We start from the raw sequence: 19100 nt of genomic DNA on the forward strand, positions 1-19100 counted from the left end.
TCCAGCAGCGCGTTTCCTATCCACGAACCAGCGTAGGAGGCCCGCCCGCATCGTTCCTTTATTAACGAGGCCAGGTTCTCTTTCGCGGCCCGTTTCCCGCGCGGGCAGGTCAGGCACCGCCCACGGAGTCTCCGAGCTCCAGGTATGACTGGACCCAGGGGTAGACCCAGGTGAAGAGCGCGGCGACGGCCGCGCCGATAAGGATCAGGAATTCGATGGCTTTCAGCCAGGTGGGCCCGGGGAGGTGGCGGAAGATCCATGCGTACATGAGGGGCCTTTCAGTTCGTAGGTTCGTCAACGAGCTCGGCGGGGACGCCCGTGTCCTTCGGGGTCCATGATTCGAACTTGAGGTGGACGATGAACCGCTGCCAGTTGCCGTATTCGGGGTGGCAGGTGGTCATGGTCATCCAGCGTTCGGTGGGGGTTTCGGACCACGAAACGTCGTCGATGACGGGGGCGACGACGCGCATCTGCGTGGGGTCGGTGGCGTCGATGATCTCGGAGGAAACCATGGAGTACACCAGGTAGTGGTCGTCAACCTCCACGACGACCTTGTCGCCCTGGGTGAGTCGATCGATCCAGCGGAAGTTGTTGCCGTAGGTGCGGCGGTGTCCGGCAACGGAGAAGTTGCCGACGCCGCCGGGTTGGGCGGTCATGTCGTAGTGTCCGGCCCAGCCTTGGTCCAGCACGTCTTTGGTGGTGCCCTCGGCGAGAGGGATTTTCATCCAGTCCCACGTGGGCACGTGGACCAGTCCGTAGACCTCTCCGGCGCCGACTTCGCGGCCAAACTCGGGCGGGTCGTCGGTGCGGATTTCGCCCTGGGTGCGTTTGGTGGGCTGGTGGTCGTCCTCGTACGAGGCGATGGTTTTCTCGACCTGTCCCGAGACCTCGTAGGTGGTCCAATAGAGCTGCCAGACGGAGAATAGGCCGATGACGAAAGCGAAGGTGATGAGCAGTTCTCCGACGACTCCGACGATGTTCCAAAAGATGCTGGAGCGTTTTCTTTTCATCGGCGAGGCGGGGGCGACGTGTTCACCCATTCGTTTCCTCCACGGTTGCATAGTTGACGGTCAGAGAGGTTGTGGCGGGCGCAAAGTTGAGCGCGTCCTTTGTTTGCATGTCCCACCCCAGGCCGTACTTGGTGACGTAGGTCTGGTAATTTACCATACGTGGGTTTGAGTTAACCGCCGCTTGCAGGGCGGCGGGATCCCCGATTGCCTGGATCACATAGGGCGGGGAGAAGCTGGTTCCGTCGACGAGGATCACGTTGCCGATGCAGCGGATGACAGTGCGGCTGGTGATGCGTACCCCCTGGACGGTCATGGCCTCGGCGCCGCCGCTCCACAGGGCGTTCATGGTGTCCTCGAGATCCTGCTGGTGGATGACCAGGTCGTCGGGGGTGGCGCCGGGGGGTACCGCTCCGGCGGGCGCGTCAAAGAGTGTGATTTGAACGCCGGGACCCGAAACTGGCCGGGTGGATCGGGTGGTGAATGCGTCCTCGTCGGGCGCCCCGGATTGCGGCGAGGAGGAGAAGCCCTGAATCTGAGCGTCCAGGGAGGAGATCTCGTTTTCGAGTTCCCCAACCCGTTCCTGTCGGGTGCGAACCAGGGTCGATAGGTCGGAGGTGGCCGCGGGGTTTTTGCGTTCATTGAGCGCGGAGACGGAAAAGAGGAGGCCCGATGCGACGGTCACGGCGAGCACGCCAGCGGTGTGGCGACTGATTCTCGGCATCTTTCACTCCTTCCGTGGCGCTGCGTTTTGGCACTTCTCACGTCCGAGACTACGCTAGTGTTGCGACTAATTCATCACCGCCGGGCGGTTTGTCTTCCCGCGCGGGCCGTACAGAGAGGACCCGACGTGGCCGAATCCAAGAAGCGTAAGAAGAATGGGCACGAGGTCATGGACGATACCGAGATCCAGAATTGGACCGACGGTATTCCGCTCAGCCCCGCCTGGTGGGCGCCTGCGTTCGTGACCCTGATGATCTTGGGCCTGCTATGGGTCGTCGTGTACTACATTTCGTCGGGCACCTATCCGGTGCCGCAGCTGGGCGCGTGGAACATCGCGGTGGGATTGGGCACAATGCTGGTCGGCTTCCTGATGACGCTCCGCTGGCGTTAACGCCTGGCCGGTTAAGCGCGGCTGAGCTGGACCCTCATGCCGGCGTCGTACATGCCAAGCAGGGAGCGTCCGGCCAGCCCGTCTTCGAGGCGAGCTGGGTGCGCGCTGGCGAACGACATGACGGTCGTTGCGCCGGCGCGCAGCAGCGCGGGGGACGCGGGCGTCGATGGGCCCAATACGACGGTGTGGGCGCTTCCGGCCAGCTGAAGCAGGCGCGGCATGGTCTTGTTGACGAACGCGGATCCTGAGATGAACACGTAGTCCATTTCGGGCAGCAGGTATTCGCACGCGGGGTCGGGGTAGTCTCCGTCGAGGACGTTGCGCTCTAGGACGATGAGTTCTGCGGCGTCGGGCAGGGCCGCGGGCGCGAAGGGGAAGTGCCCGATGATGGCGACTCGTTTGCCGACCACGAGGGGCGCGTACGGGTGGAAGGTGCGCGCCCAGTTGTTTTCCGGGCAGGGGCTAAATCCGCGGGCAAGGGCGCGCTCGGGGTGGGAGTGGTAGGCGTTGACGGCCGCCATGCCGATGCCTGCGTCCTCAAAGTTCCAGGATTTCGCCAGGGCGGCGACGTCCCGCAGGGGGCGGCCGACCAGGGTGGTGGGGTCGGAGGCGGCGCGCGGTCGGGACTGGACGTTCATGCCGAAAGCCATGCCCGCCCCGTCCTCGCTGGAGGAGACGCGGCGCCATTTGCCCTCAGTGTGGATCTGCGTGACGGTGAGGTCGGCGGGAATCTCGTCAATGAGTTGATCGTACAGGTCCCAGGGTCCGGTCATTGTGTCTCCTGCGGGGGTATGGGGGAAGGCCCGATCATTGATGAGCAGGCCCTCCACCATGTTAGGTCATCCTCAGACGGCTCGCCCGCGGCCCCGGCGCACGGCCGCGCGCCGATCACGTTCCATAGGCCAACAGGAGAGCGCGGAACACCAGGGCGTTAAGCGCGATAAGACCGGCGAGCATGCCGACCGCGGCCAGCACCTGGCGGCGGTTCTGCGCTGCCTCGGTGACGCCCGGGCGCGGGCGGGATAGGCGCGTAAGCACCCAGGTGGAGGCCGCCCCGATGAGGAGGCCACCAATGTGGGCCTGCCACGAGATTCCGCTGGCGATGAAGCCGTACCCCAGGTTAACGGCCAGCAGGACCACGATTGATGTGGTGTCTGAGCCGTGCAGGCGCTGGAGGACGAAGACCGCGCCGAAGAGGCCAAAGACGGCGCCGGACGCGCCGACGGTCCCCGCGTAGATTTGCGAGGGCTGGATCAGGCACCAGGCGACCACGAAGGCGGAGCCGCCCAGCGCGCTCACCAGGTAGACGCTCAGGTAGCGCCACCACCCCAGGGCGGGTTCGATGGCCCGCCCCACCCAGTACAGCGTCAGCATGTTGAAGCCGATGTGCAGGATCCCGCCATGCAGGAACGCGCTGGTGAGGACGGTCCATGGGTGAGTAGCCAGGCGGGCGGGAACCAGCGTCAGCGCAGAGCCCGCGAGGGGCATCACCCAGGTGAAAGCGAACATGAGGACGCAGATAGCCATGAGCGTGTAGGTGACGACCGGGGCGCCCGTCGCGACCGCTCGCGAGGCCCGGCCCGACCAGCTGCGCTTCGACGCCGCACAGTCCACGCAGATGGAACGCACTTCGGTGGGGACCGCGCAGTCCACGCAGATCGGCCGGTTGCACCGCTTACAGTAATCGACGCTGCGCTCTCCCGGGTGGCGCGGGCAGTCGGGGGCGGCGCGCGGATCGGAGCGTTGACCGTAACTCGGCAGGCTCATTGGTTCCCTTTCGGATGGCGGGTAGGGGACGAGGCCGGGGCTATTTACCCCACCAACTGCGCTTGGGCAGCGGGGGTGGCCCCGGCCTCGTCCATGAAGAGGAGGAAAAGGTCAGTCGAGGACCTCGATGGAGTCGATGACCTGGTCGTGGACGGGGCGGTCGCCCGCGCCCGTGGCGGTCGCGGCGATGGCGTCAACGACGCGCTTGGAGGCGTCGTCGGTGACCCTGCCGAAGATCGTGTGGTTGCCGAGCAGCCACGGGGTGGAGGCCACGGTGATGAAGAACTGGGAGCCGTTGGTTCCCTTGCCCATGCGCTTGCCGGCGTTGGCCATGGCCAGCAGGTAGGGTTCGTCAAAGTTCAGCTCGGGGTGGATCTCGTCGTTGAACTGGTAGCCGGGGCCGCCGGTACCGGTGCCGAGGGGATCGCCCCCCTGGATCATGAAACCGGGGATGACGCGGTGGAAGATGGTGCCGTCGTAGAGGGGACGGGAGGTCTTCTGGCCGGTCGAGGGGTCGACCCATTCGCGCTCGCCCTTGGCCAGGGACACGAAGTTACCAACCGTGTTTGGCGCGTGGTTGGGGAACAGTTCGACAGTGATGTCGCCGGCGGTGGTGTGCAAGATTGCTTTCATGGGGACAATGGTCGCACCTTTTCCTGGGTGTTTCCTGTCCGTCCCGCGTTTTAGGCGGGGCGGTTGGCTGCGGATCACAGGCGGTTGTAGCACAATAGAGGTGGGTGGCGCGTTTGCGCCCCGCCAATTGTGGACAGGAACGGAGACATCATGGCTACTTCGCCGACTTTCGATGCAGATAAGTTGCGCACTTCGTCTCAGCACCTTCGGGACGCGGCCGCCATTTACGCCGGGAAGGTTGCCGTGAAGGCAGCGGATCTGGCCAATATGGGCGTCGATTGGGCCGCCCCTCGCGCTCAGGCCGCGCTGAACTCCGCGATTGAGCACGCGACCCCCGCCATTGAGACCGCCGCCGCGCGCGCTCAGGCCGCCGCTGCTTCGGCCGGGCCTGCGATTGAGAACGCCCGCGAGCACCTGGTGGACGATTACCTGCCCCGCGCATCGCTCGCGGTGAACCAGGCCGGAGCCGCCCTGTCGGCTCGCGGCCCCCTGTCGGATCGTGCGCGCCGCGCGACGGAGGCGTCTGCCCTGGCCCTGACGACGCCGACGCGTAAGCGCCGCAAGTGCCGCGTGCTGCGCGTCCTGGGTCTGACGGCCCTGGTCGGCGCGGTTGCCGGCGCGGGTTACATCCTGTGGAAGCGTTCGCAGCCGATTGAGGATCCGTGGGCCGAGGAATACTGGGCGGATCTGGACACGGATTCCTTCGTGCCGGAGACCCAGGCGGAGAAGGCCACCTTTGAAACGACCGAGTGAGGTCGGACTCTAAACGAGGCTTTTACTGGTGGGGGCCGCGACGCACTACGTTGCGGCCCCCACCATTCGTCCGTGCCGCCTCGGGTTTCTCCCGCGACCACCGGGAAATATGAGCCCCGCCTCGATCATAGTTACCGAACACATTTTTGCGTGACTCCCTGGACGGTCATATGATGGTGTTCGTCTCATCGATCTGTGTAGGCTAGGCTTGCGGTTTTACTTCCTGGAGGGTCCTTTGAACGGTGTCGGTTTCGACTCCCAGAAACACGAACAGACGCGCTATGACGCGGAACAGGGAGGGGCGCACCTGGGGAGCGCCGCCAGGGTGGCCGAGACATTTGCGCAGGCGCAGGTGTCATCCGTATGGGGGGACGAACCGGGTGTCGACGCGGCACGCCGCGCGCTTCAGGCCGCGTACAGCGGCGCGGCCAACGGATTCTCTTCGGAGCAGGCCCGCATCACCGATTTCGGCGACAGGGTCGAACAGACCGAAAAGGACTTCGCCCAGACGGAAGAGAACATCGTGCAGCAGATGGCGAGCAACAGCGCCGCCATGAACGCCGACTCCTCTATCAGCAACGCCGCTTCGCAGCCCACGGATGCGCCGACCGCCGGCAATCCCTCCGGCTTCTGAGACCAGGAAAAGGACACCACCATGGTTAGCAGCCCGATGTACGAGCGGCTCATGCGGTTCGTGGAGGCAGCAAAGGCGAACGAATCGCTGGCGGCATACGACGGCGAACACTCCACAGCGATGGACGCCATCAACGGCTCATCGGAGAGTATTCGACACCTCCGCGATTATCAGGGGTTCGAGGGAGCGGCCGGCACGGCCATCAACGGCTGGCTTCAGCGCGCCGATAACCGCGTGGCCGGATGGCGGGCGTCCTTCCTCTCCGCCTCGCAGATTGAGGTGGAAATGCGTCGCGTTATGCGCCACGCTCGCGAGGAGGCCGAGCGTCTGTCCCCGGTGTTGGTGGATGCGCGCCTTGATTCTCTGCGTCAGATGGCCGAGGTGACGATCCCCGTGCTCAAGCAGTTCGGGATCTACGGCAAGCCGTTTAACGCCGTGGCGGCCACGGGCGCGGCCCTGTACGACGCGATCGCGGCGCAGGCCAATGCCCAGCGCGAGGCCAACGCCGCCGATATCCTGACCCGCCTCAACGAGGCCATGCAGGCCCTGGCCAACCTGGCCAGCAGGGTGGTGCAGGAGCAGCAAAAGCTGGTGGATGACGACGCACGGTGGAGTCCTGGCAACCTGCCCCAACCCTCCTCGCCTGCGACGGTGCGCCAACTCGAAGACGGCTATAAGTGGGTGTCCCCTCACGATCCGGGGATGTATCCGGGTGATCGGGATTCTGATTACGGGCGCAGCTCCTTGCGCAGCGCGAAATCGGGTCTGTATCCGGCCGGGTTCGATGACCCGGACGCGGAGGGCGCACGGATGCGGGACGCGTATAAGCTTCAGTCCCGGCGCATCCACAACCGCTTTAACACCGAGGGGCAGCCGGGAACGCGCACCAACCCGATCACCAACCCCCAGGATCTGATGGATATCGACCTGTTGCATACCCGTGTCGGCGGGGACCGCCACACCAGGGGCACCATCGGCGGATACACCCCCGCTCCTCCCACCGACCGCGACCATCCCCTGTGGCGCATCAACGGTGGACCCGGATCGGACACGGCGGGCCACCTGGCCGGAGCCCTGGGCGCGGGTGCGCTCGGCGCGCGCGCCGCGGGCCGTATGGCCGCAGGCACCAACCTGCAGGCGGGAACCTACTCCGGTACCGGGTACGGCACCTACACCCCGCCTGGTGCCGACACGCCCGCGTCGGGTGCGGCAGGGTCTACCGCCGGGCGCGTCGGCATGGGCGGTTTCATGGGAGGTGCCGGAGCCGCCGGGGCCGGCGGGCTGGGCAAGGGCTCCAGGAAGGCGCGGCGGCGCACGTACGAGGCCTTCAAGTACGAAGATGACGTTGAGGACGATCTGCCCGAGGGTTACGTGAACCCCATGTCGCAGACCTACGGGTCGGACCAGGACATCGCTCCCGCACCCAGGAAAGACGACGGATGGGATCCTCGCCAATGGTGAACACCAACCACGCCCGCGCCCGTCGTGTGCGCGTGCGGGCCTGCGCCACCGCCCTGGCGGCCGCGGCTGCGGTTCTGCCCGTCGGCCCCGCTGCCGCTGCCGACACCATCACGGCGGCCGACCAGTCCTACTACGCCTACTACCACCTCGACCAAGCCAGAGCCAAGGGCTACACCGGCAAAGGCGTCACCATCGCCGTCTTGGATGGCGAAGTCGACGCCAGCGCCCCCGAACTGGCGGGCGCTACCGTCACCGATAAGACGCCGTGCACCGTCACATCATCGCTTCGATCAAAAAGCCACGGCACGGCCATGGCCTCGCTGCTGGTCTCCAAGAACTACGGCGTTGCCCCGGATGCACGCCTGCTCAGCTACCGCACGAGCTTCAGCTCGGCGGGCGATGAGTCTGGCAGTGATTGCATAGGAACGAACGGTGTTGGCGCTGTCAGCCCGACCTCGTTAATCAATCACGCGATTAATGATGGCGCGCAGATTATCAGCGTGTCGTCATCGAATACCCAGACCACTAAGTCCCTCAAGTGGGCAGTTGCTCGCGCAAACGCACGGGGGGTCATCATTGTCAGCCCCTCCGGTAACGACGCGACCGACGAAACAATTGACAGCTTCGGCAAGTGGTCCGGTGTCGTCAGCGTCAGCGCTATCGACACGAACGGCAAGCGAGCAGAATATTCCTCGTGGGGCAGGGGCGTTACCACCGCCGCGGTCGGCGGACCGATGTTGGCCCGCAACTACGAAACAGGCAACAACGATCCCACAAACGGAACATCAAACTCAACCCCCCTCGTCGCCGGTTTCCTGGCCCTGGCCCGCCAAAAGTGGCCGGACGCCACCAGCAACCAGATCCTGCAGGTTCTGACGCACACGGGCCTGAGCGATCAGAGCGGTTGGAACAAGTACACGGGATACGGCGCGGTCGATGCGGGGGCCTTGGTGAACACGGATCCCTCCCAGTACCCCGACGAGAACCCCCTGGCGGACAAGGGCGGCGAGACCAGCCCCACACCCGCAGAAGTCCAGCAGTACGCAGATGGCCTGGTGGCCCCCACCGAAATCGCCTACGACGACTCCTACGCCTATCGAGGCACCGACGAGTCATACCTCGCTAACACGGACGTCGCCAACCCCATTCACATCGGAACCAGCCCCAGGTATCACCGATAATCGTCATCGCAGGAACACCCGTATCAGTCGACCAGCTCATTGTTCGTATCGACCGGGCCCGTTGAGGGCTTTCGACTCAAGCCCTCACTGTAGCCGCGCTGGCGCGGGCTGCGTCGCATGAAGCGTACGTACGAGGCCGCCCTGGCCCCGTAACCTTCCCTCGAATCTGGCACGGGGCCGCGAGTCCATGGGCCGTCAGCTCGCCGTCATGCATGATTTCGGAGATCACGGATGGGGACCGGCGAAGGGGGCGCAAGATCAAGCGTCAGCGCGATACCGCTCGAGAGGTCAGCGCAACGATAGCGGATACGACCACCGTTATTACGCCGACCGGAAGCGCGTACAAGACAAGGAACACCCACAGCCACCACAGGCCGTCCCCGCCATCGCCGTGGTCTCCGGGAATGGCGGAAATGATGAGGAAGGCAAGCACCGGCGAAGCGCTCAAGAGTAGCCCCACGATGAACATAACGAGTGCCGCCGTGTTCTTTGAGCGACGCTGCACCGGCATGCCCCCGGCGTACCCGTACGCACCCATCGGCGGGTACCCCGGCACCCCGGTGTTCGTGTTCTGGTATCCCCACCCCGCTTGCACCCCGGGCTGCGCCCCCTGGAAGTACGGTGCCTGAGACTGCACCGCTCCCGGGTACGCCTCACCGACCGGCTGAGCCGAGTATCCCTGGCAGGAATTCGATCCCGGATAGGGAACGGGGTTATCGGGTGCACCCATGGAATCCTCCATCCGATAGTTACGTCAAACCGTGAGACTATCGGATGGGCACCGCCGCCGCAAGGCGCCCTCACCCGAGGAGCGAGCGCAGCACCTGGGCAACCCCGGCCTCGTTGTTAGAGGGCGCGACGAAGCGTGCGGCCCGGACGACGTCGGGCGAGGCGTTGGCCATCGCGAAGGACAGGTCACCCTGGCTCATCATGGACAGGTCATTTCCGGCATCCCCGAAGACTGCGGTCTGGGACCGATCGACGCCGAGGAAGCGCTGGAGCTCGCGCACGGCCCGGCCCTTATCGACGCCACGGATCTGCAGGTCCGCCCAGTTCGCCCCCGAAATCGCGTACTGGTGAGTGTCGGCGAAACGAGACAGCGTTGCCTCCGCGAGCGCATTGACCGGCTCGAGGGCGTAGACGGCAAGCTTGACGATCGCGTCATCGAGCGCGCCCGATTCGATGGCGTCGACCACGGCAATCTGATCGTTGACGCGCTTGGTGCGGTGATAGTAGGGCATCACGCCATCAACGAAGCGGTCGTCGGTTCGCTCAACGTAGGCGGATTGCTTCCCGCACAGGACCAGGCCGCCGTCGATCGCCCCTGGCCCGGACGTGGCCTGACGCACCAGGCGGACGGCCTCGCGCATGGTGGGGGCGTCGAGCGGGCTGGAAGATACCTCGACCCCATCGCGCATGACGATCGCCCCGTTTTCGCCGATGGCGGTCATGCCGGGGCGTCCGGGAAACATATCGAGCAGGGTCCACACCTGACGGCCGGACGCGGGCGCGAAGGTGACGCCGCGCGCGTCCATCCGGTCGAGCAGCTCGTCCATTCCGGGCGGGAAGTTCTTGTCATCATCCAGGAGGGTACCGTCCATATCGACGGCGGCCAGCCGCAGGTCGGCGCCCGCGTAGCGCGCGGGGTCGGTGGGGGTGTTCATGCCTCCATTGTGCCCGACGCGCGAGCGCGGCGCTCACGCCCACGCGCGAGGCCGGGCCTCCTTTCCGGAATGACACCCGCGAGCGGGCGGCCCGGGAGCACGGTAACGATCAGGAGGATTCCTGACACCCAGTACAAGCCATCGCCATTATCGGTATGATCCCCCGGCGTTAAATCGATGAGGAACGTAGCGATGTCCGGAGTGCTGAGGAGGAGCACGCCGATTCCCCCAAATATGATCCACAGCTTGGGCTGCATTCGGCCCGCCGACGCCTGGAACTGGCTGCGGTATCCCCGCATCTGGCACCCGGCCGTGCAGTGTCCCAGGGTGGTTGTTCATCGTCGCACCCCCTCTCCCCAAGCGATCAGGTTCAGGCCCACCACCACAGCGCGACGGCCACGACGGCGAGCACGGGAACGACCAGCGCGACCACCCGCGAGCCCCGACGCCCCTTCGCCTGCCAGGGGGAACGCGCGGAAGCGGACAGCGCAAAGATCTCCTCGTCCAGCTCGGCGCGCGCACGGGCGGACTGGCGCGGGGCGGGCGGGTACGAGGGCGGCGCGGGGCGGCGGCGACGCGCGCGGGGCCTGGCGACCCGCGCTCCTCGCGCGGCTCCGCCGACTCCCCCCGCGTGAGAGTACTGGGAAGACGAGCGATACACGTTTTCTCCATCGAAGTCATACGACCACAAACAGCGTCATCCTAACATTCATCAGGAGCTAATCATAGGCTTTTGGCCGATTAATTCCCTCGAATTATGCGCCAGGGCCCCGGCCTCGCCGATAGGGGCCAGGCCGGGGCCGCGCACGCTCACGGGACGGATGGGGCCGCTCCCCTATTCACGCCCCTCGCGCATGTTCGCCAGGATGCGGCGGCGCAGGGGAACGGTTGCCTCGGAGGCAGCGACAATGATGAGGACACCCACGAGCGCCGCGGCGATGGCCGCGACAAACCCCGCGACCGCACCCGACATGATCATCGGGGACATGAACAGCATGCCCAGCAGCATCGCGCCCCCCACCATCACGAAGGCGGGAACAGCAACCTCCAGGCGGCGGCTGCGATCCATGAAGCCCCGCGGGGAACCCATGTAGGACAGGGCGCGCATCTGCTCCGCGGAGTCGATGACGCGGATCGACTGGTTGACGGCCGTCGACACGGCACCCAGGGCCAGGGTGATCGCGAAGGTCACCATCATGCCGCGCTGAATGTCGCCGGTCACGATGCGGGCAACCTCGTCCATGGCCGTGTCGCCGGACGTCGACACCGCTCCGCTCACCGGCAACAGCACACCCACCATGAAGCCAACCAGGGCCACCGCCCCGAAGGAGCGCCACACGCTGCGCGGGTCGTCTGCCAGGCGCCTGCCCGCCACCATCATCTGCGGGCTGCGCGAAGCGCCCGCCATGATGCGTCCCATCACGCTGATCGACCAGACGCCCAACAGGTTCACGACTAGGAAGATCGCGCCCAGGAATCCCATGAAAATCGCCATTCCGATCGCGGCACCCAGATTCATGGCGAAGCCACCCACAACGAGCCACGCGACCAGGAGAACCAGCCCCAGGATTGGCCCCAAAGCGCTCACCTGCCCGGTGTGGGACCGCCGCGCCACACCCAGGGGGGTGATCGCGACCTTGCGCATCGCCAGCCACGAGGAGAGCGCGGCCAGGAGGATCATGGCGACAGCCTCGGCCAGGAGCACCACGACTCCCACCCACATCTCGCCGACACCCATCGGGCGGCCCTGGAACGATAGCGCACCCCACGCGGGCAGCGTCACCGCGTACAGGATCGAACCGGCGACAACGCCGACGGCCGCAAAAACACAGGTCTCGACGATGCACGCCAGCTTCGTCTGGGCGGGTGCCAGGCCCACCAGCCGCAGCACGGCGAGGTCACGTTCGCGCCTGCTCATGCCCAGGCGCGCAGCTGCCGCACCCATCGAGATGATCGGGACGATCATCAGTGTGGCCGCGAAGAAGGCCAACGGGACATACATGCTCGTCGCGCCCTCAATGGTGGTCGGGTCTTCGCCCAGGCCGCTCGCCATCGCCGCCTCGGTACGCGACATGAACGCCATCACTCCGCCCGTCACCGCCAACAGTGCCGCGTGCGGCAAGGCGAAAGCGGCGACCGTCAGAACGGAGGTCGCACGGTCGCGGGATCGTAGCAGCGCCTCAGCCGTGGTGCGCACCGCACTCATGACAGGACCCCCTGACGCACGGCGCCGCCCCCCACGGGGGCACCCGGGATTCTTTCCGGCGAGGCGGAGGCCGGCTTCTGGGGCCCAGCGCCCGGGCCCGTCAGGAAGACGCGGCCATCACGCACGTGAATCGTGTGGGGCAGCCGGCCGGCTACCGCCGGATCGTGGGTGACCAGAACCAGCGACGCCCCCGTCGACGCGCACGCGCTGGTCAGCAGGGACATGACCTCCCCGCCGGTCGCCTGGTCGAGGGCACCCGTCGGCTCGTCCGCGAAGATCACCGACGGGTTCGTCGCCAGCGCGCGGCCGATCGCGACGCGCTGCGCCTGTCCGCCCGAGAGCTGTCCGGGCCGGTACGGGCCGGCACCGTCCAGGCCCAGGTTCCTCAGGATCTCCCGGGCGCGAGCAACAGCCTGAGTTTTGGGTGTGCCCGACAGCATGAGGGGCATCGCAATGTTCTCCTCCGTGGGCAGCTCCGGCAGCAGCTGGCCGTCCTGGAAGACGAAACCGAACCGCCGCAGGCGCAGGTCCGACAGGCCCTTCTCCGACATAGCCGTCATTTCCTGGCCGTCGAGGGTGATAGACCCAGAGCTGGGGCGCAGGACGCCCGCCAGGCAGTGCAGGAGTGTCGTCTTGCCAGAGCCGGAGGGCCCCATGATCGCCACCTGCGTCCCCTGCGGCAGCGTCAGATCGACCCCGGCCAGCGCGTGGACGGGCATCTGCCCGCGCATGTATGTCTTCGTCAGTGCTCGGGTCACCAGACCCGCCGTGTTGTGTGTCATGATTCGACAGTAGGACCGACGCGGCATGCATTTCTATGGGGGTCCGCCCGGGTCGGCCCCTGAGAGGTCCCCGATTCGCCGCTGCGGTGCCACGACCTCGCCGCCGGGCTTGCCTCCAGGGTCTTGGTCATGGGGCATGTTCGCAGAACGGCCGTCGTCGTGCGGATAGGGAAGTATACGGCTGGATTGGTACTGCGCTCGCGGGTAGCCTACTAGCCGATCTGCGAGCCCATCACCTGCCCACTATCCGCGTAGGGCATCGTGGGGCTCGCGCCCGGCCGATGCCTCGTAGTGGCGATCGACAGCTTCGCCGCGACTGTGACTGACGAGCCTGCCGAACTCCGATGACCAACTACGTGCGCCACCGCACCAGGGCGACATAGGATACTCAGCAAGGGTGTGAGCGTTTGCCCTCGCGCCCTAGAGCAGTCCCACAGGAGGGAGTCACCAACATGTCCGCTGTTTCTCATCGAGAACGCAATGATCTCCGGGTTCTTGGAGTTGTCTGCACGATTCTTGCCGCCCTCTCCCTCTCGTCGTGCGCAAGCATGCACATCCCGTCCGTGGTGGGACTCAGTCTCCCCCGCGCGGTGAAGGCGCTCGAGGAAGCGGGTTTCAGGCAGATCACAGCACTTGATGGAAGGGGGCTCACGATATCCCAGTCGAGCTACGCCGACGGCTATACGGTTACCGCCCAAGATCCGAATGGCTCGAAGAACACCGACCCTTCGACGTCGGTTACGCTCACCGCCACCAAGGATCCCGCCCCTACTCCGTCACCAACGCGCACGGCACCGTCCGCACGCACGACGCCAACTCCAATACCGACACAGACACCCCCTCGCCCCTCACCAACTCCACCCCCCGCGCCCGCTGCTCCCCCTGCTGCCCCAATCCCCCAGGAAACGACCGAAGCACGGGAGTCGACACCCGCACGAGAATCCGGGGGAACGTACTACAAGAACTGCACCGAAGCACGCCGAGCCGGTGCTGCTCCCATCTATCGGGGCGAGCCGGGTTATCGCTCTCAACTCGATCGCGACAACGACGGGGTCGCCTGCGAGTGACAGCGCATACCGCCTGCGACGCTTTCGTTCCCACGGTCGCCGCCCGACTGTCACCGCCCTTCCCTCCCTGACAGCGAAACCGGCACCGCCCCTGCACCGGATCGGCATCACCGAATTGAAACCCGTGTCACCCCTGCTCCGCGTCAGAAAGCTCATATGGGCGCTTTCGACCGAGCGGGGGCGGCCACGGTTTCACAGCGACCCAGGAGCTCCACAACACGGCACCCGAGAGTCCACCCGGACCAGAGCCGCACGGGAGCCGCCGGCGATGAACGTGGGACATTCACGCATGACCCGTCTCATGGCCACACGGGAGTCACCGGCGATACACTCCTGCGCTCTCTGCATGTGCCTTTCCACCCCAAGGCCTGCTGGGACCTGCGGCGATAGGATTGCAGCACCCGCCCGGACAGGCGGGCGGAACCACAACTCAAGGAGGACCGTATGGGTCTGGAAGACCTGACCAAGAAGGCCGAAGAGGGCTTCGAGAAGGTCAAGGAGACCGTCGGCGAGGAAAACGTCGACAAGGCTGTCGAGGCCGCGAAGGAGAAGGCGACCGAAGTCGCCTCCGACCTGAAGGACAAGTTCACCCAGTGAACGCCCCTGTGGGGCCGGGACCGTAGCGATCCCGGCCCCACCCCTTCCCCGTAGCCGCCGCATCCAACGCCGCGACATAAACAGACCTGTCGCCTAAGTCGTCACGCAACCGGACGGCATGAGCACCAAAACGAGCGATAGACACATAGGCACATGTCATGGATCACCCATACTTGTGCAACAAGCCTCCCCCCATCTTTCCTCATCGTTGCTACAGTAAACATTGCGTACGGATAACATACGTACAAATGAGAGAGATACCGATGAGCACCGCGAAGACACGGCGCTTGGACCTGCGCCTGACCGAAACGCAGGACACCCTCATTCGCCGCGCAGCAGAACAGGAAGCTCGCAGCGTCAGCGATTTCGTCCTGTCCGCAGCTGCATTGGAAGCGCAGCGACGCCTGACCGACCAACGCGTATTTGTCTTGAACGACGAGCAGTACGCGCACTTTGAAGCAATCCTCCAGGCCCCGCTCAAGGACGATCCAAAACTGCGCAAGCTCTTCGAGCGCCCCTCACCCTTTGGCACCCACATCGATACGAGCCCCGCGCGCCCCTGATCACTGATGCACGTATCAGTCCTACAGGAGCCACGCCCCCTCGCCCACGGGGATGACCGCGCGCGTTTCCAATCGGGGAACGACGAGATTGATGACTGGTTCCACCGCTACGCTTGGCAGAACCAACAAGCGCGGAACGGGCGCGTATTCGTCACGGTACAGGAGCCTGAGACGGTCGGGTTCTACGCTCTCGCCATGGGTTCTGTGGAGCGCGGCAGGCTCCCGGCTCAACTAAAGCCGCAGCGCCGTCCAGATCCCTGCCCTTGCCTCTTGCTTGCCCGTCTGGCCGTCGACCGGCGAGCACAGGGGCGAGGCATCGGCGCGGCGCTGCTGAAAGATGCCCTATTGCGGGCCTACGTCCTCAGCCGTGAAGTCGGATTTGCAGCACTGTTGGTCCACTGCGCGGACCAACAGGCGCGCGACTTCTACCTCAGCCAGTCGTCGCAATTCGTTCCCTGCCCGGGGGCGGACAACCATCTGATGCTGCCGCTTGGCGCGATCAAACGCTACGTCGAACACGTATGACGGGCTCGGCGCGCCAAGGCAACGCTGCACACACCCGCAGCAAGGTGTGGGGCCGGGATCGTAGCGATCCCGGCCCCCTTCAGGGTGTCGGCGACGGTCTCAGTTAGCGCCCGGGGTGATGGTTACCGGGAATTCAGTGCTGACCCCATCGGGATCGGTCAGGGTCACCGTCACGGCATCCTCGTCCTCCCCCAGTGCGCGCAGCGGATGCAGGGTGACGACGTTCTTCTCGGACTTGCCGACCTCGAGGGCGGTCGGATCAGAGACCTCAATCGTCCACTTCACGGCCTTTTCTAAGTCGGCCAGCTTGACCTTCAGGTCGCGCTTCTCAGGGACCTTGATGCCCCTGTCGTCGATCTGCGCGATGGGACGCTCGACTGTCTTGACGTCCTTCGGCGTCACGTAGGAGTGAGCGGGATCAGAATCGGTGGCGCAGCCGGTCAGGGCGGTGAGCCCCAGGCCGAGCGCCAGCACCGCGGTGAGGATAGAACGCTTGTTCATGGGCACAATAGTAAGTCGAAGCTCACACGCACGCGTTACAACGCGCGATTTTGGAACGATGTCACAACCCGGCCCGTCACACGGACCAGACCAGCGCCCCCGTGTCCACGTCGCCCCAGAATCCGCCGACATGGCGCGCCCATTCCTCGGGGTACTGCATCTGCGGGCTGTGTCCCCCGCCCCGGATCACGCTCTCCCGCGCCCCCAGGTCCCAGGCCTCGGCCGCATACCACGACGGAGGCCACGTCTGGTCCCGGTCTCCGTAGACGACGTGCACGGGCACGCCGGTAGCCGCAAGCGCCGCAGTGTCGGGCCGCAGCTGCACGAGGATGCGAGCAATCCCCACCAGATTTTCCGAGGAGGTCGCCAGGGCACGCACGCGCTGGAACTCCGCCCACCCCACCGTGGGTTCGGCGAGGTTCATGTCCGGGAAGTAGGCGCGCAGCACGCGCTCGCGGGCCCCCTCGCCCACGGGCAGCGGGTCCAGGATCGGCAGGGTGTGCATCCACTCGTAAGCGGCCCGCCCGGAACAAAACAGGGTGAGCGACGCGAACAGCTCCGGGCGCGCCACGACGGCCGCGCGCGCGACGATCCCGCCGAAGGAGTGGCCCACGAGGTGCACGCGCCCCGTCTTCCCGGCCCATGCCTCGGCAATCGAGACGAGGTCGCCGACGAAGTCGCTCATCCCGTACGCGCCGAGGCCAGGGGGAGCTGCGGACCCACCCTGGCCGCGCTGCGAGTACGCCAGGACGTCCCAGCCGGCACCGCCCAGGAAGGGCAGGACGGGGGCGTAGTCCTCCTTGGACCCGGTGTATCCGGGGACGAGGAGCACCCTGTTCGCGCCGATTTGACAGGCGCGGGGCGACGAGGCCGCGCACACCCCATCGACGAGGGAGGACGCGCTCGGCCCGGCGAGCAGGCCGCTGAGCTCGCCCGCGGGCGAGGGCACGGCCACGGGCACCGCCGCCGAGGGCAACGCGAAAGGTCCGAAAGCCTCGATTCTTTTCACGTGACAATCGTAGAATGAACACATGACGAACGACACCATTGCGCTTCAGCTCGCCCACCGCACGATCCGCGCCTACAAGGAGCAGCCCCTCACCGACGCCGAGGTCACCACCCTCATGGACGTGGCCCGCCACACGGCTACGGCCTCCTACCTGCAGGCGTGCACGATTCTGCACATCACCGACCCGCAGATCCGCGAAAAGATCGCGGCGGCTTCCGGCCAACCCTACGTGGGTGGAACCGCCGGCGACCTGTTCATTTTCCTGGTCGACATGTACCGAAACAGCCGTATCCGCGCCGAGCAGGGAGTCTCCTCGGAGGCCCTGTCTTCGATGAATCTGTTCCTCGCGGCGGCGGAGGATGCGCTGCTGTCCGCCCAGAACGTGGTGGTGGCCGCCGAGTCCATGGGCCTGGGGACCGTCTACCTGGGTTCCATCCTGGCGGATCCGCGCGGAGTCGTCGAGGCGCTAAATCTGCCGCCCCTGACGTTCCCGATCCTCGGCATGATCGTCGGGCACCCCGACCAGGAGCCGGGCATGAAGCCTCGCCTGCCGCTGTCGGTCATGACTGGCCAGAACACGTATCCGCACGTCGAGTCCTACACGGAGCTGCTGGCCGACTACGACCGCGAGGTCACCGAGTACTACGACCTGCGCAGCGGTTCGCGCCTGGAATCCTTCACGCACCTGGTGGGTACCGCCATCGGGGTGGGTGGCGCGCACGTGTCCCCCATCCTTGAGGTCCTGCACGAACAGGGGCTGTGCCTGCGCTGACTCCCCTCTCGTGACGAGGCCGGCCGCCTCCGCTCATCCGAGAGTGGAGGACCGCCGCCCTCGGGTGAGCGCCCGTACAATTGGGGCATGGCTGAGCTTGGTTTCTCCACGTACGTGTTCATCGAACGTATCGCCACCAACGCGGCCGCGCTGCACCCGTTCCCCGAGCACAACGTTGCCCTCGTGCGTGACGCGCTCGCCGACGCGGGATTCAGCATTTCCCTCCTGGGGCCGGACGCGCCGACGATCGGCGAGGGCGTGTACTTTCAGCCAGAACCCTTCGGCGACGAGGTCATGGGTCTGCTCGCGGACGCCCTGACCCTGCGCGGTATCGGCGCCTACGCGTATGCGCTGGTCGATTCGTCGATGGGTGGAGAGCTGGCCGACATCGCCCTGTTCACGCGGGTCGGCGACGTGTTCCCGCGCTGCGGGCGTCGCATCCTCATGACGCGCATGTACATTCACCGCACCCCCACGGGGGCGGGCAACAAGGCCGTGACCTGGGTCTTCGGGGCGCCCGCGGACCTGGAGGAGGCCAACGCGCTGTTGTCTCAGCACTTCGACACCGAACCGGTGCCGGATCCGCGGGGCATGGCGGCGATCGAGATCCGCCACCCGGAGTTCGCCGCCGGGACCGCCGAGCCGATGGTGCTCCTGGACGATATCTTCCAGGTCCTGGGCGCCGCCGGCTTCCAGGGCGTCACGATGTGCAACGCCCCGGGCGCTCAGCCTCCGCCGAGCTGACACACGCGACGGCGGCCACCACGCCAACCATCGCGGTCCGGCGGCAACCCAGCGCCGCCGGGTCAGCGAATCGCCTCCATGACACGCACCGCGTCAAGAACACTCACGTAGGGCAGGGAG

The 19100-nt window shown here is 66.0% G+C and carries 25 protein-coding genes; 11 read left to right on the forward strand and 14 right to left on the reverse strand.

Annotated features, from left to right (window positions below; translation table 11 throughout):
• Positions 1–109: 109 nt before the first annotated feature.
• From BLT68_RS09270 to BLT68_RS08375, 3 genes are read right to left on the reverse strand one after another with little or no spacing between them, the layout of a single operon-like run.
• Positions 110–268, reverse strand: coding sequence for a hypothetical protein (locus BLT68_RS09270; RefSeq protein WP_165603252.1), 159 nt, complete (start codon positions 266–268; stop codon positions 110–112).
• A gap of 10 nt (positions 269–278) precedes the next feature.
• On the reverse strand, positions 279–1040 hold the full coding sequence (locus BLT68_RS08370; RefSeq protein ID WP_050695444.1) for a class E sortase: 762 nt from the start codon (positions 1038–1040) through the stop codon (positions 279–281).
• On the reverse strand, positions 1033–1731 hold the full coding sequence (locus tag BLT68_RS08375) for a DUF881 domain-containing protein (protein WP_050695445.1): 699 nt from the start codon (positions 1729–1731) through the stop codon (positions 1033–1035). Before BLT68_RS08375 ends, BLT68_RS08370 begins: the two co-directional genes overlap by 8 nt.
• A gap of 126 nt (positions 1732–1857) precedes the next feature.
• Between BLT68_RS08375 and BLT68_RS08380 the strand changes: the two genes are divergently transcribed.
• A complete protein-coding gene (locus BLT68_RS08380) occupies positions 1858–2121 on the forward strand; it encodes a cell division protein CrgA (RefSeq protein ID WP_050695446.1) in 264 nt (87 codons plus the stop codon).
• A gap of 11 nt (positions 2122–2132) precedes the next feature.
• Here the strand turns inward: BLT68_RS08380 and BLT68_RS08385 are convergent, their stop codons facing one another.
• The 3 genes from BLT68_RS08385 to BLT68_RS08395 all read right to left on the reverse strand — a co-directional run bounded on the left by BLT68_RS08385 (position 2133) and on the right by BLT68_RS08395 (position 4521).
• Positions 2133–2894 carry a Rossmann-like domain-containing protein gene (locus BLT68_RS08385; RefSeq protein ID WP_074633745.1) on the reverse strand — a complete coding sequence of 254 codons (762 nt, stop codon included), beginning with the start codon at positions 2892–2894 and terminating at the stop codon, positions 2133–2135.
• Between the two features lie 115 nt (positions 2895–3009).
• A complete protein-coding gene (locus BLT68_RS08390) occupies positions 3010–3888 on the reverse strand; it encodes a rhomboid family intramembrane serine protease (protein ID WP_074633646.1) in 879 nt (292 codons plus the stop codon).
• Positions 3889–3999: 111 nt separating this feature from the next.
• Positions 4000–4521, reverse strand: coding sequence for a peptidylprolyl isomerase (locus tag BLT68_RS08395; protein ID WP_074633648.1), 522 nt, complete (start codon positions 4519–4521; stop codon positions 4000–4002).
• 150 nt (positions 4522–4671) lie between these two features.
• Between BLT68_RS08395 and BLT68_RS08400 the strand changes: the two genes are divergently transcribed.
• The 4 genes from BLT68_RS08400 (at position 4672) to BLT68_RS08415 (ending at position 8550) form a co-directional block, all read left to right on the forward strand.
• Entirely contained in the window at positions 4672–5274 is a 603-nt protein-coding gene (locus BLT68_RS08400) for a hypothetical protein (protein WP_050695449.1), read from the forward strand.
• A gap of 235 nt (positions 5275–5509) precedes the next feature.
• Positions 5510–5908 (forward strand): hypothetical protein, encoded by a 399-nt coding sequence (locus BLT68_RS08405; RefSeq protein ID WP_050695450.1) that lies wholly within the window; start codon positions 5510–5512, stop codon positions 5906–5908.
• 21 nt (positions 5909–5929) lie between these two features.
• On the forward strand, positions 5930–7369 hold the full coding sequence (locus BLT68_RS08410; protein WP_050695451.1) for a hypothetical protein: 1440 nt from the start codon (positions 5930–5932) through the stop codon (positions 7367–7369).
• The gene (locus BLT68_RS08415; protein ID WP_232618737.1) at positions 7348–8550 is read left to right on the forward strand and encodes a S8 family peptidase; all 1203 of its coding nucleotides are present in this window, start codon (positions 7348–7350) and stop codon (positions 8548–8550) included. Before BLT68_RS08410 ends, BLT68_RS08415 begins: the two co-directional genes overlap by 22 nt.
• Before the next feature lie 265 nt (positions 8551–8815).
• Here the strand turns inward: BLT68_RS08415 and BLT68_RS08420 are convergent, their stop codons facing one another.
• The 6 genes from BLT68_RS08420 to BLT68_RS08445 form a co-directional block, all read right to left on the reverse strand.
• Positions 8816–9280: a hypothetical protein gene (locus BLT68_RS08420; RefSeq protein WP_083332400.1), complete on the reverse strand. Its 465-nt coding sequence runs from the start codon at positions 9278–9280 to the stop codon at positions 8816–8818.
• Between the two features lie 70 nt (positions 9281–9350).
• Positions 9351–10214, reverse strand: a complete 864-nt coding sequence (locus tag BLT68_RS08425) for an HAD hydrolase family protein (protein WP_050695454.1) — start codon at positions 10212–10214, stop codon at positions 9351–9353.
• Entirely contained in the window at positions 10211–10432 is a 222-nt protein-coding gene (locus BLT68_RS08430; RefSeq protein WP_131800102.1) for a hypothetical protein, read from the reverse strand. Before BLT68_RS08430 ends, BLT68_RS08425 begins: the two co-directional genes overlap by 4 nt.
• 152 nt (positions 10433–10584) lie before the next feature.
• Positions 10585–10875: a hypothetical protein gene (locus tag BLT68_RS08435; RefSeq protein WP_074633651.1), complete on the reverse strand. Its 291-nt coding sequence runs from the start codon at positions 10873–10875 to the stop codon at positions 10585–10587.
• A gap of 174 nt (positions 10876–11049) precedes the next feature.
• On the reverse strand, positions 11050–12420 hold the full coding sequence (locus BLT68_RS08440) for an FtsX-like permease family protein (protein WP_074633652.1): 1371 nt from the start codon (positions 12418–12420) through the stop codon (positions 11050–11052).
• Complete coding sequence (locus BLT68_RS08445) at positions 12417–13202, reverse strand: ABC transporter ATP-binding protein (protein ID WP_074633654.1); 786 nt, start codon at positions 13200–13202, stop codon at positions 12417–12419. Before BLT68_RS08445 ends, BLT68_RS08440 begins: the two co-directional genes overlap by 4 nt.
• Before the next feature lie 548 nt (positions 13203–13750).
• Between BLT68_RS08445 and BLT68_RS08450 the strand changes: the two genes are divergently transcribed.
• The 4 genes from BLT68_RS08450 to BLT68_RS08460 all read left to right on the forward strand — a co-directional run bounded on the left by BLT68_RS08450 (position 13751) and on the right by BLT68_RS08460 (position 15954).
• Positions 13751–14269, forward strand: a complete 519-nt coding sequence (locus BLT68_RS08450; protein WP_074633656.1) for an excalibur calcium-binding domain-containing protein — start codon at positions 13751–13753, stop codon at positions 14267–14269.
• 444 nt (positions 14270–14713) lie between these two features.
• Complete coding sequence (locus BLT68_RS09275; RefSeq protein WP_165603253.1) at positions 14714–14866, forward strand: hypothetical protein; 153 nt, start codon at positions 14714–14716, stop codon at positions 14864–14866.
• Between the two features lie 263 nt (positions 14867–15129).
• The gene (locus BLT68_RS08455; RefSeq protein ID WP_074633661.1) at positions 15130–15429 is read left to right on the forward strand and encodes a type II toxin-antitoxin system TacA family antitoxin; all 300 of its coding nucleotides are present in this window, start codon (positions 15130–15132) and stop codon (positions 15427–15429) included.
• Between the two features lie 6 nt (positions 15430–15435).
• Positions 15436–15954 carry a GNAT family N-acetyltransferase gene (locus BLT68_RS08460; protein ID WP_074633662.1) on the forward strand — a complete coding sequence of 173 codons (519 nt, stop codon included), beginning with the start codon at positions 15436–15438 and terminating at the stop codon, positions 15952–15954.
• Between the two features lie 99 nt (positions 15955–16053).
• Here the strand turns inward: BLT68_RS08460 and BLT68_RS08465 are convergent, their stop codons facing one another.
• Positions 16054–16455 carry a hypothetical protein gene (locus tag BLT68_RS08465; protein WP_074633663.1) on the reverse strand — a complete coding sequence of 134 codons (402 nt, stop codon included), beginning with the start codon at positions 16453–16455 and terminating at the stop codon, positions 16054–16056.
• Between the two features lie 76 nt (positions 16456–16531).
• Entirely contained in the window at positions 16532–17464 is a 933-nt protein-coding gene (locus tag BLT68_RS08470; protein WP_074633665.1) for an alpha/beta fold hydrolase, read from the reverse strand.
• Positions 17465–17486: 22 nt separating this feature from the next.
• Here BLT68_RS08470 and BLT68_RS08475 point away from each other — a divergent pair, with 22 nt between their 5' ends.
• Both BLT68_RS08475 and BLT68_RS08480 read left to right on the forward strand, forming a co-directional pair.
• Positions 17487–18236, forward strand: a complete 750-nt coding sequence (locus tag BLT68_RS08475) for an NADPH-dependent oxidoreductase (protein ID WP_074633667.1) — start codon at positions 17487–17489, stop codon at positions 18234–18236.
• Positions 18237–18323: 87 nt separating this feature from the next.
• Positions 18324–18980 carry a hypothetical protein gene (locus BLT68_RS08480; RefSeq protein WP_074633668.1) on the forward strand — a complete coding sequence of 219 codons (657 nt, stop codon included), beginning with the start codon at positions 18324–18326 and terminating at the stop codon, positions 18978–18980.
• Positions 18981–19100: the final 120 nt, after the last annotated feature.

The sequence above is a fragment of the Schaalia meyeri genome (assembly GCF_900105015.1).
Classification (GTDB): domain Bacteria; phylum Actinomycetota; class Actinomycetes; order Actinomycetales; family Actinomycetaceae; genus Pauljensenia; species Pauljensenia meyeri.

Excerpts from the sequence above, each read along its gene's own strand:
- BLT68_RS08445 (WP_074633654.1), bottom strand. The coding sequence starts at position 13,202 with ATGACACACAACACGGCGGGTCTGGTGACCCGAGCACTGACGAAGACA.
- BLT68_RS08465 (WP_074633663.1), bottom strand. The coding sequence starts at position 16,455 with ATGAACAAGCGTTCTATCCTCACCGCGGTGCTGGCGCTCGGCCTGGGG.
- BLT68_RS08480 (WP_074633668.1), top strand. The coding sequence starts at position 18,324 with ATGGCTGAGCTTGGTTTCTCCACGTACGTGTTCATCGAACGTATCGCC.
- BLT68_RS08390 (WP_074633646.1), bottom strand. The coding sequence starts at position 3,888 with ATGAGCCTGCCGAGTTACGGTCAACGCTCCGATCCGCGCGCCGCCCCC.
- BLT68_RS08450 (WP_074633656.1), top strand. The coding sequence starts at position 13,751 with ATGCACATCCCGTCCGTGGTGGGACTCAGTCTCCCCCGCGCGGTGAAG.
- BLT68_RS08440 (WP_074633652.1), bottom strand. The coding sequence starts at position 12,420 with ATGAGTGCGGTGCGCACCACGGCTGAGGCGCTGCTACGATCCCGCGAC.
- BLT68_RS08460 (WP_074633662.1), top strand. The coding sequence starts at position 15,436 with ATGCACGTATCAGTCCTACAGGAGCCACGCCCCCTCGCCCACGGGGAT.
- BLT68_RS08410 (WP_050695451.1), top strand. The coding sequence starts at position 5,930 with ATGGTTAGCAGCCCGATGTACGAGCGGCTCATGCGGTTCGTGGAGGCA.
- BLT68_RS08475 (WP_074633667.1), top strand. The coding sequence starts at position 17,487 with ATGACGAACGACACCATTGCGCTTCAGCTCGCCCACCGCACGATCCGC.
- BLT68_RS08420 (WP_083332400.1), bottom strand. The coding sequence starts at position 9,280 with ATGGGTGCACCCGATAACCCCGTTCCCTATCCGGGATCGAATTCCTGC.
- BLT68_RS08375 (WP_050695445.1), bottom strand. The coding sequence starts at position 1,731 with ATGCCGAGAATCAGTCGCCACACCGCTGGCGTGCTCGCCGTGACCGTC.
- BLT68_RS08400 (WP_050695449.1), top strand. The coding sequence starts at position 4,672 with ATGGCTACTTCGCCGACTTTCGATGCAGATAAGTTGCGCACTTCGTCT.
- BLT68_RS09275 (WP_165603253.1), top strand. The coding sequence starts at position 14,714 with ATGGGTCTGGAAGACCTGACCAAGAAGGCCGAAGAGGGCTTCGAGAAG.
- BLT68_RS08415 (WP_232618737.1), top strand. The coding sequence starts at position 7,348 with ATGGGATCCTCGCCAATGGTGAACACCAACCACGCCCGCGCCCGTCGT.
- BLT68_RS08385 (WP_074633745.1), bottom strand. The coding sequence starts at position 2,894 with ATGACCGGACCCTGGGACCTGTACGATCAACTCATTGACGAGATTCCC.
- BLT68_RS08395 (WP_074633648.1), bottom strand. The coding sequence starts at position 4,521 with ATGAAAGCAATCTTGCACACCACCGCCGGCGACATCACTGTCGAACTG.
- BLT68_RS08455 (WP_074633661.1), top strand. The coding sequence starts at position 15,130 with ATGAGCACCGCGAAGACACGGCGCTTGGACCTGCGCCTGACCGAAACG.
- BLT68_RS08425 (WP_050695454.1), bottom strand. The coding sequence starts at position 10,214 with ATGAACACCCCCACCGACCCCGCGCGCTACGCGGGCGCCGACCTGCGG.
- BLT68_RS09270 (WP_165603252.1), bottom strand. The coding sequence starts at position 268 with ATGTACGCATGGATCTTCCGCCACCTCCCCGGGCCCACCTGGCTGAAA.
- BLT68_RS08370 (WP_050695444.1), bottom strand. The coding sequence starts at position 1,040 with ATGGGTGAACACGTCGCCCCCGCCTCGCCGATGAAAAGAAAACGCTCC.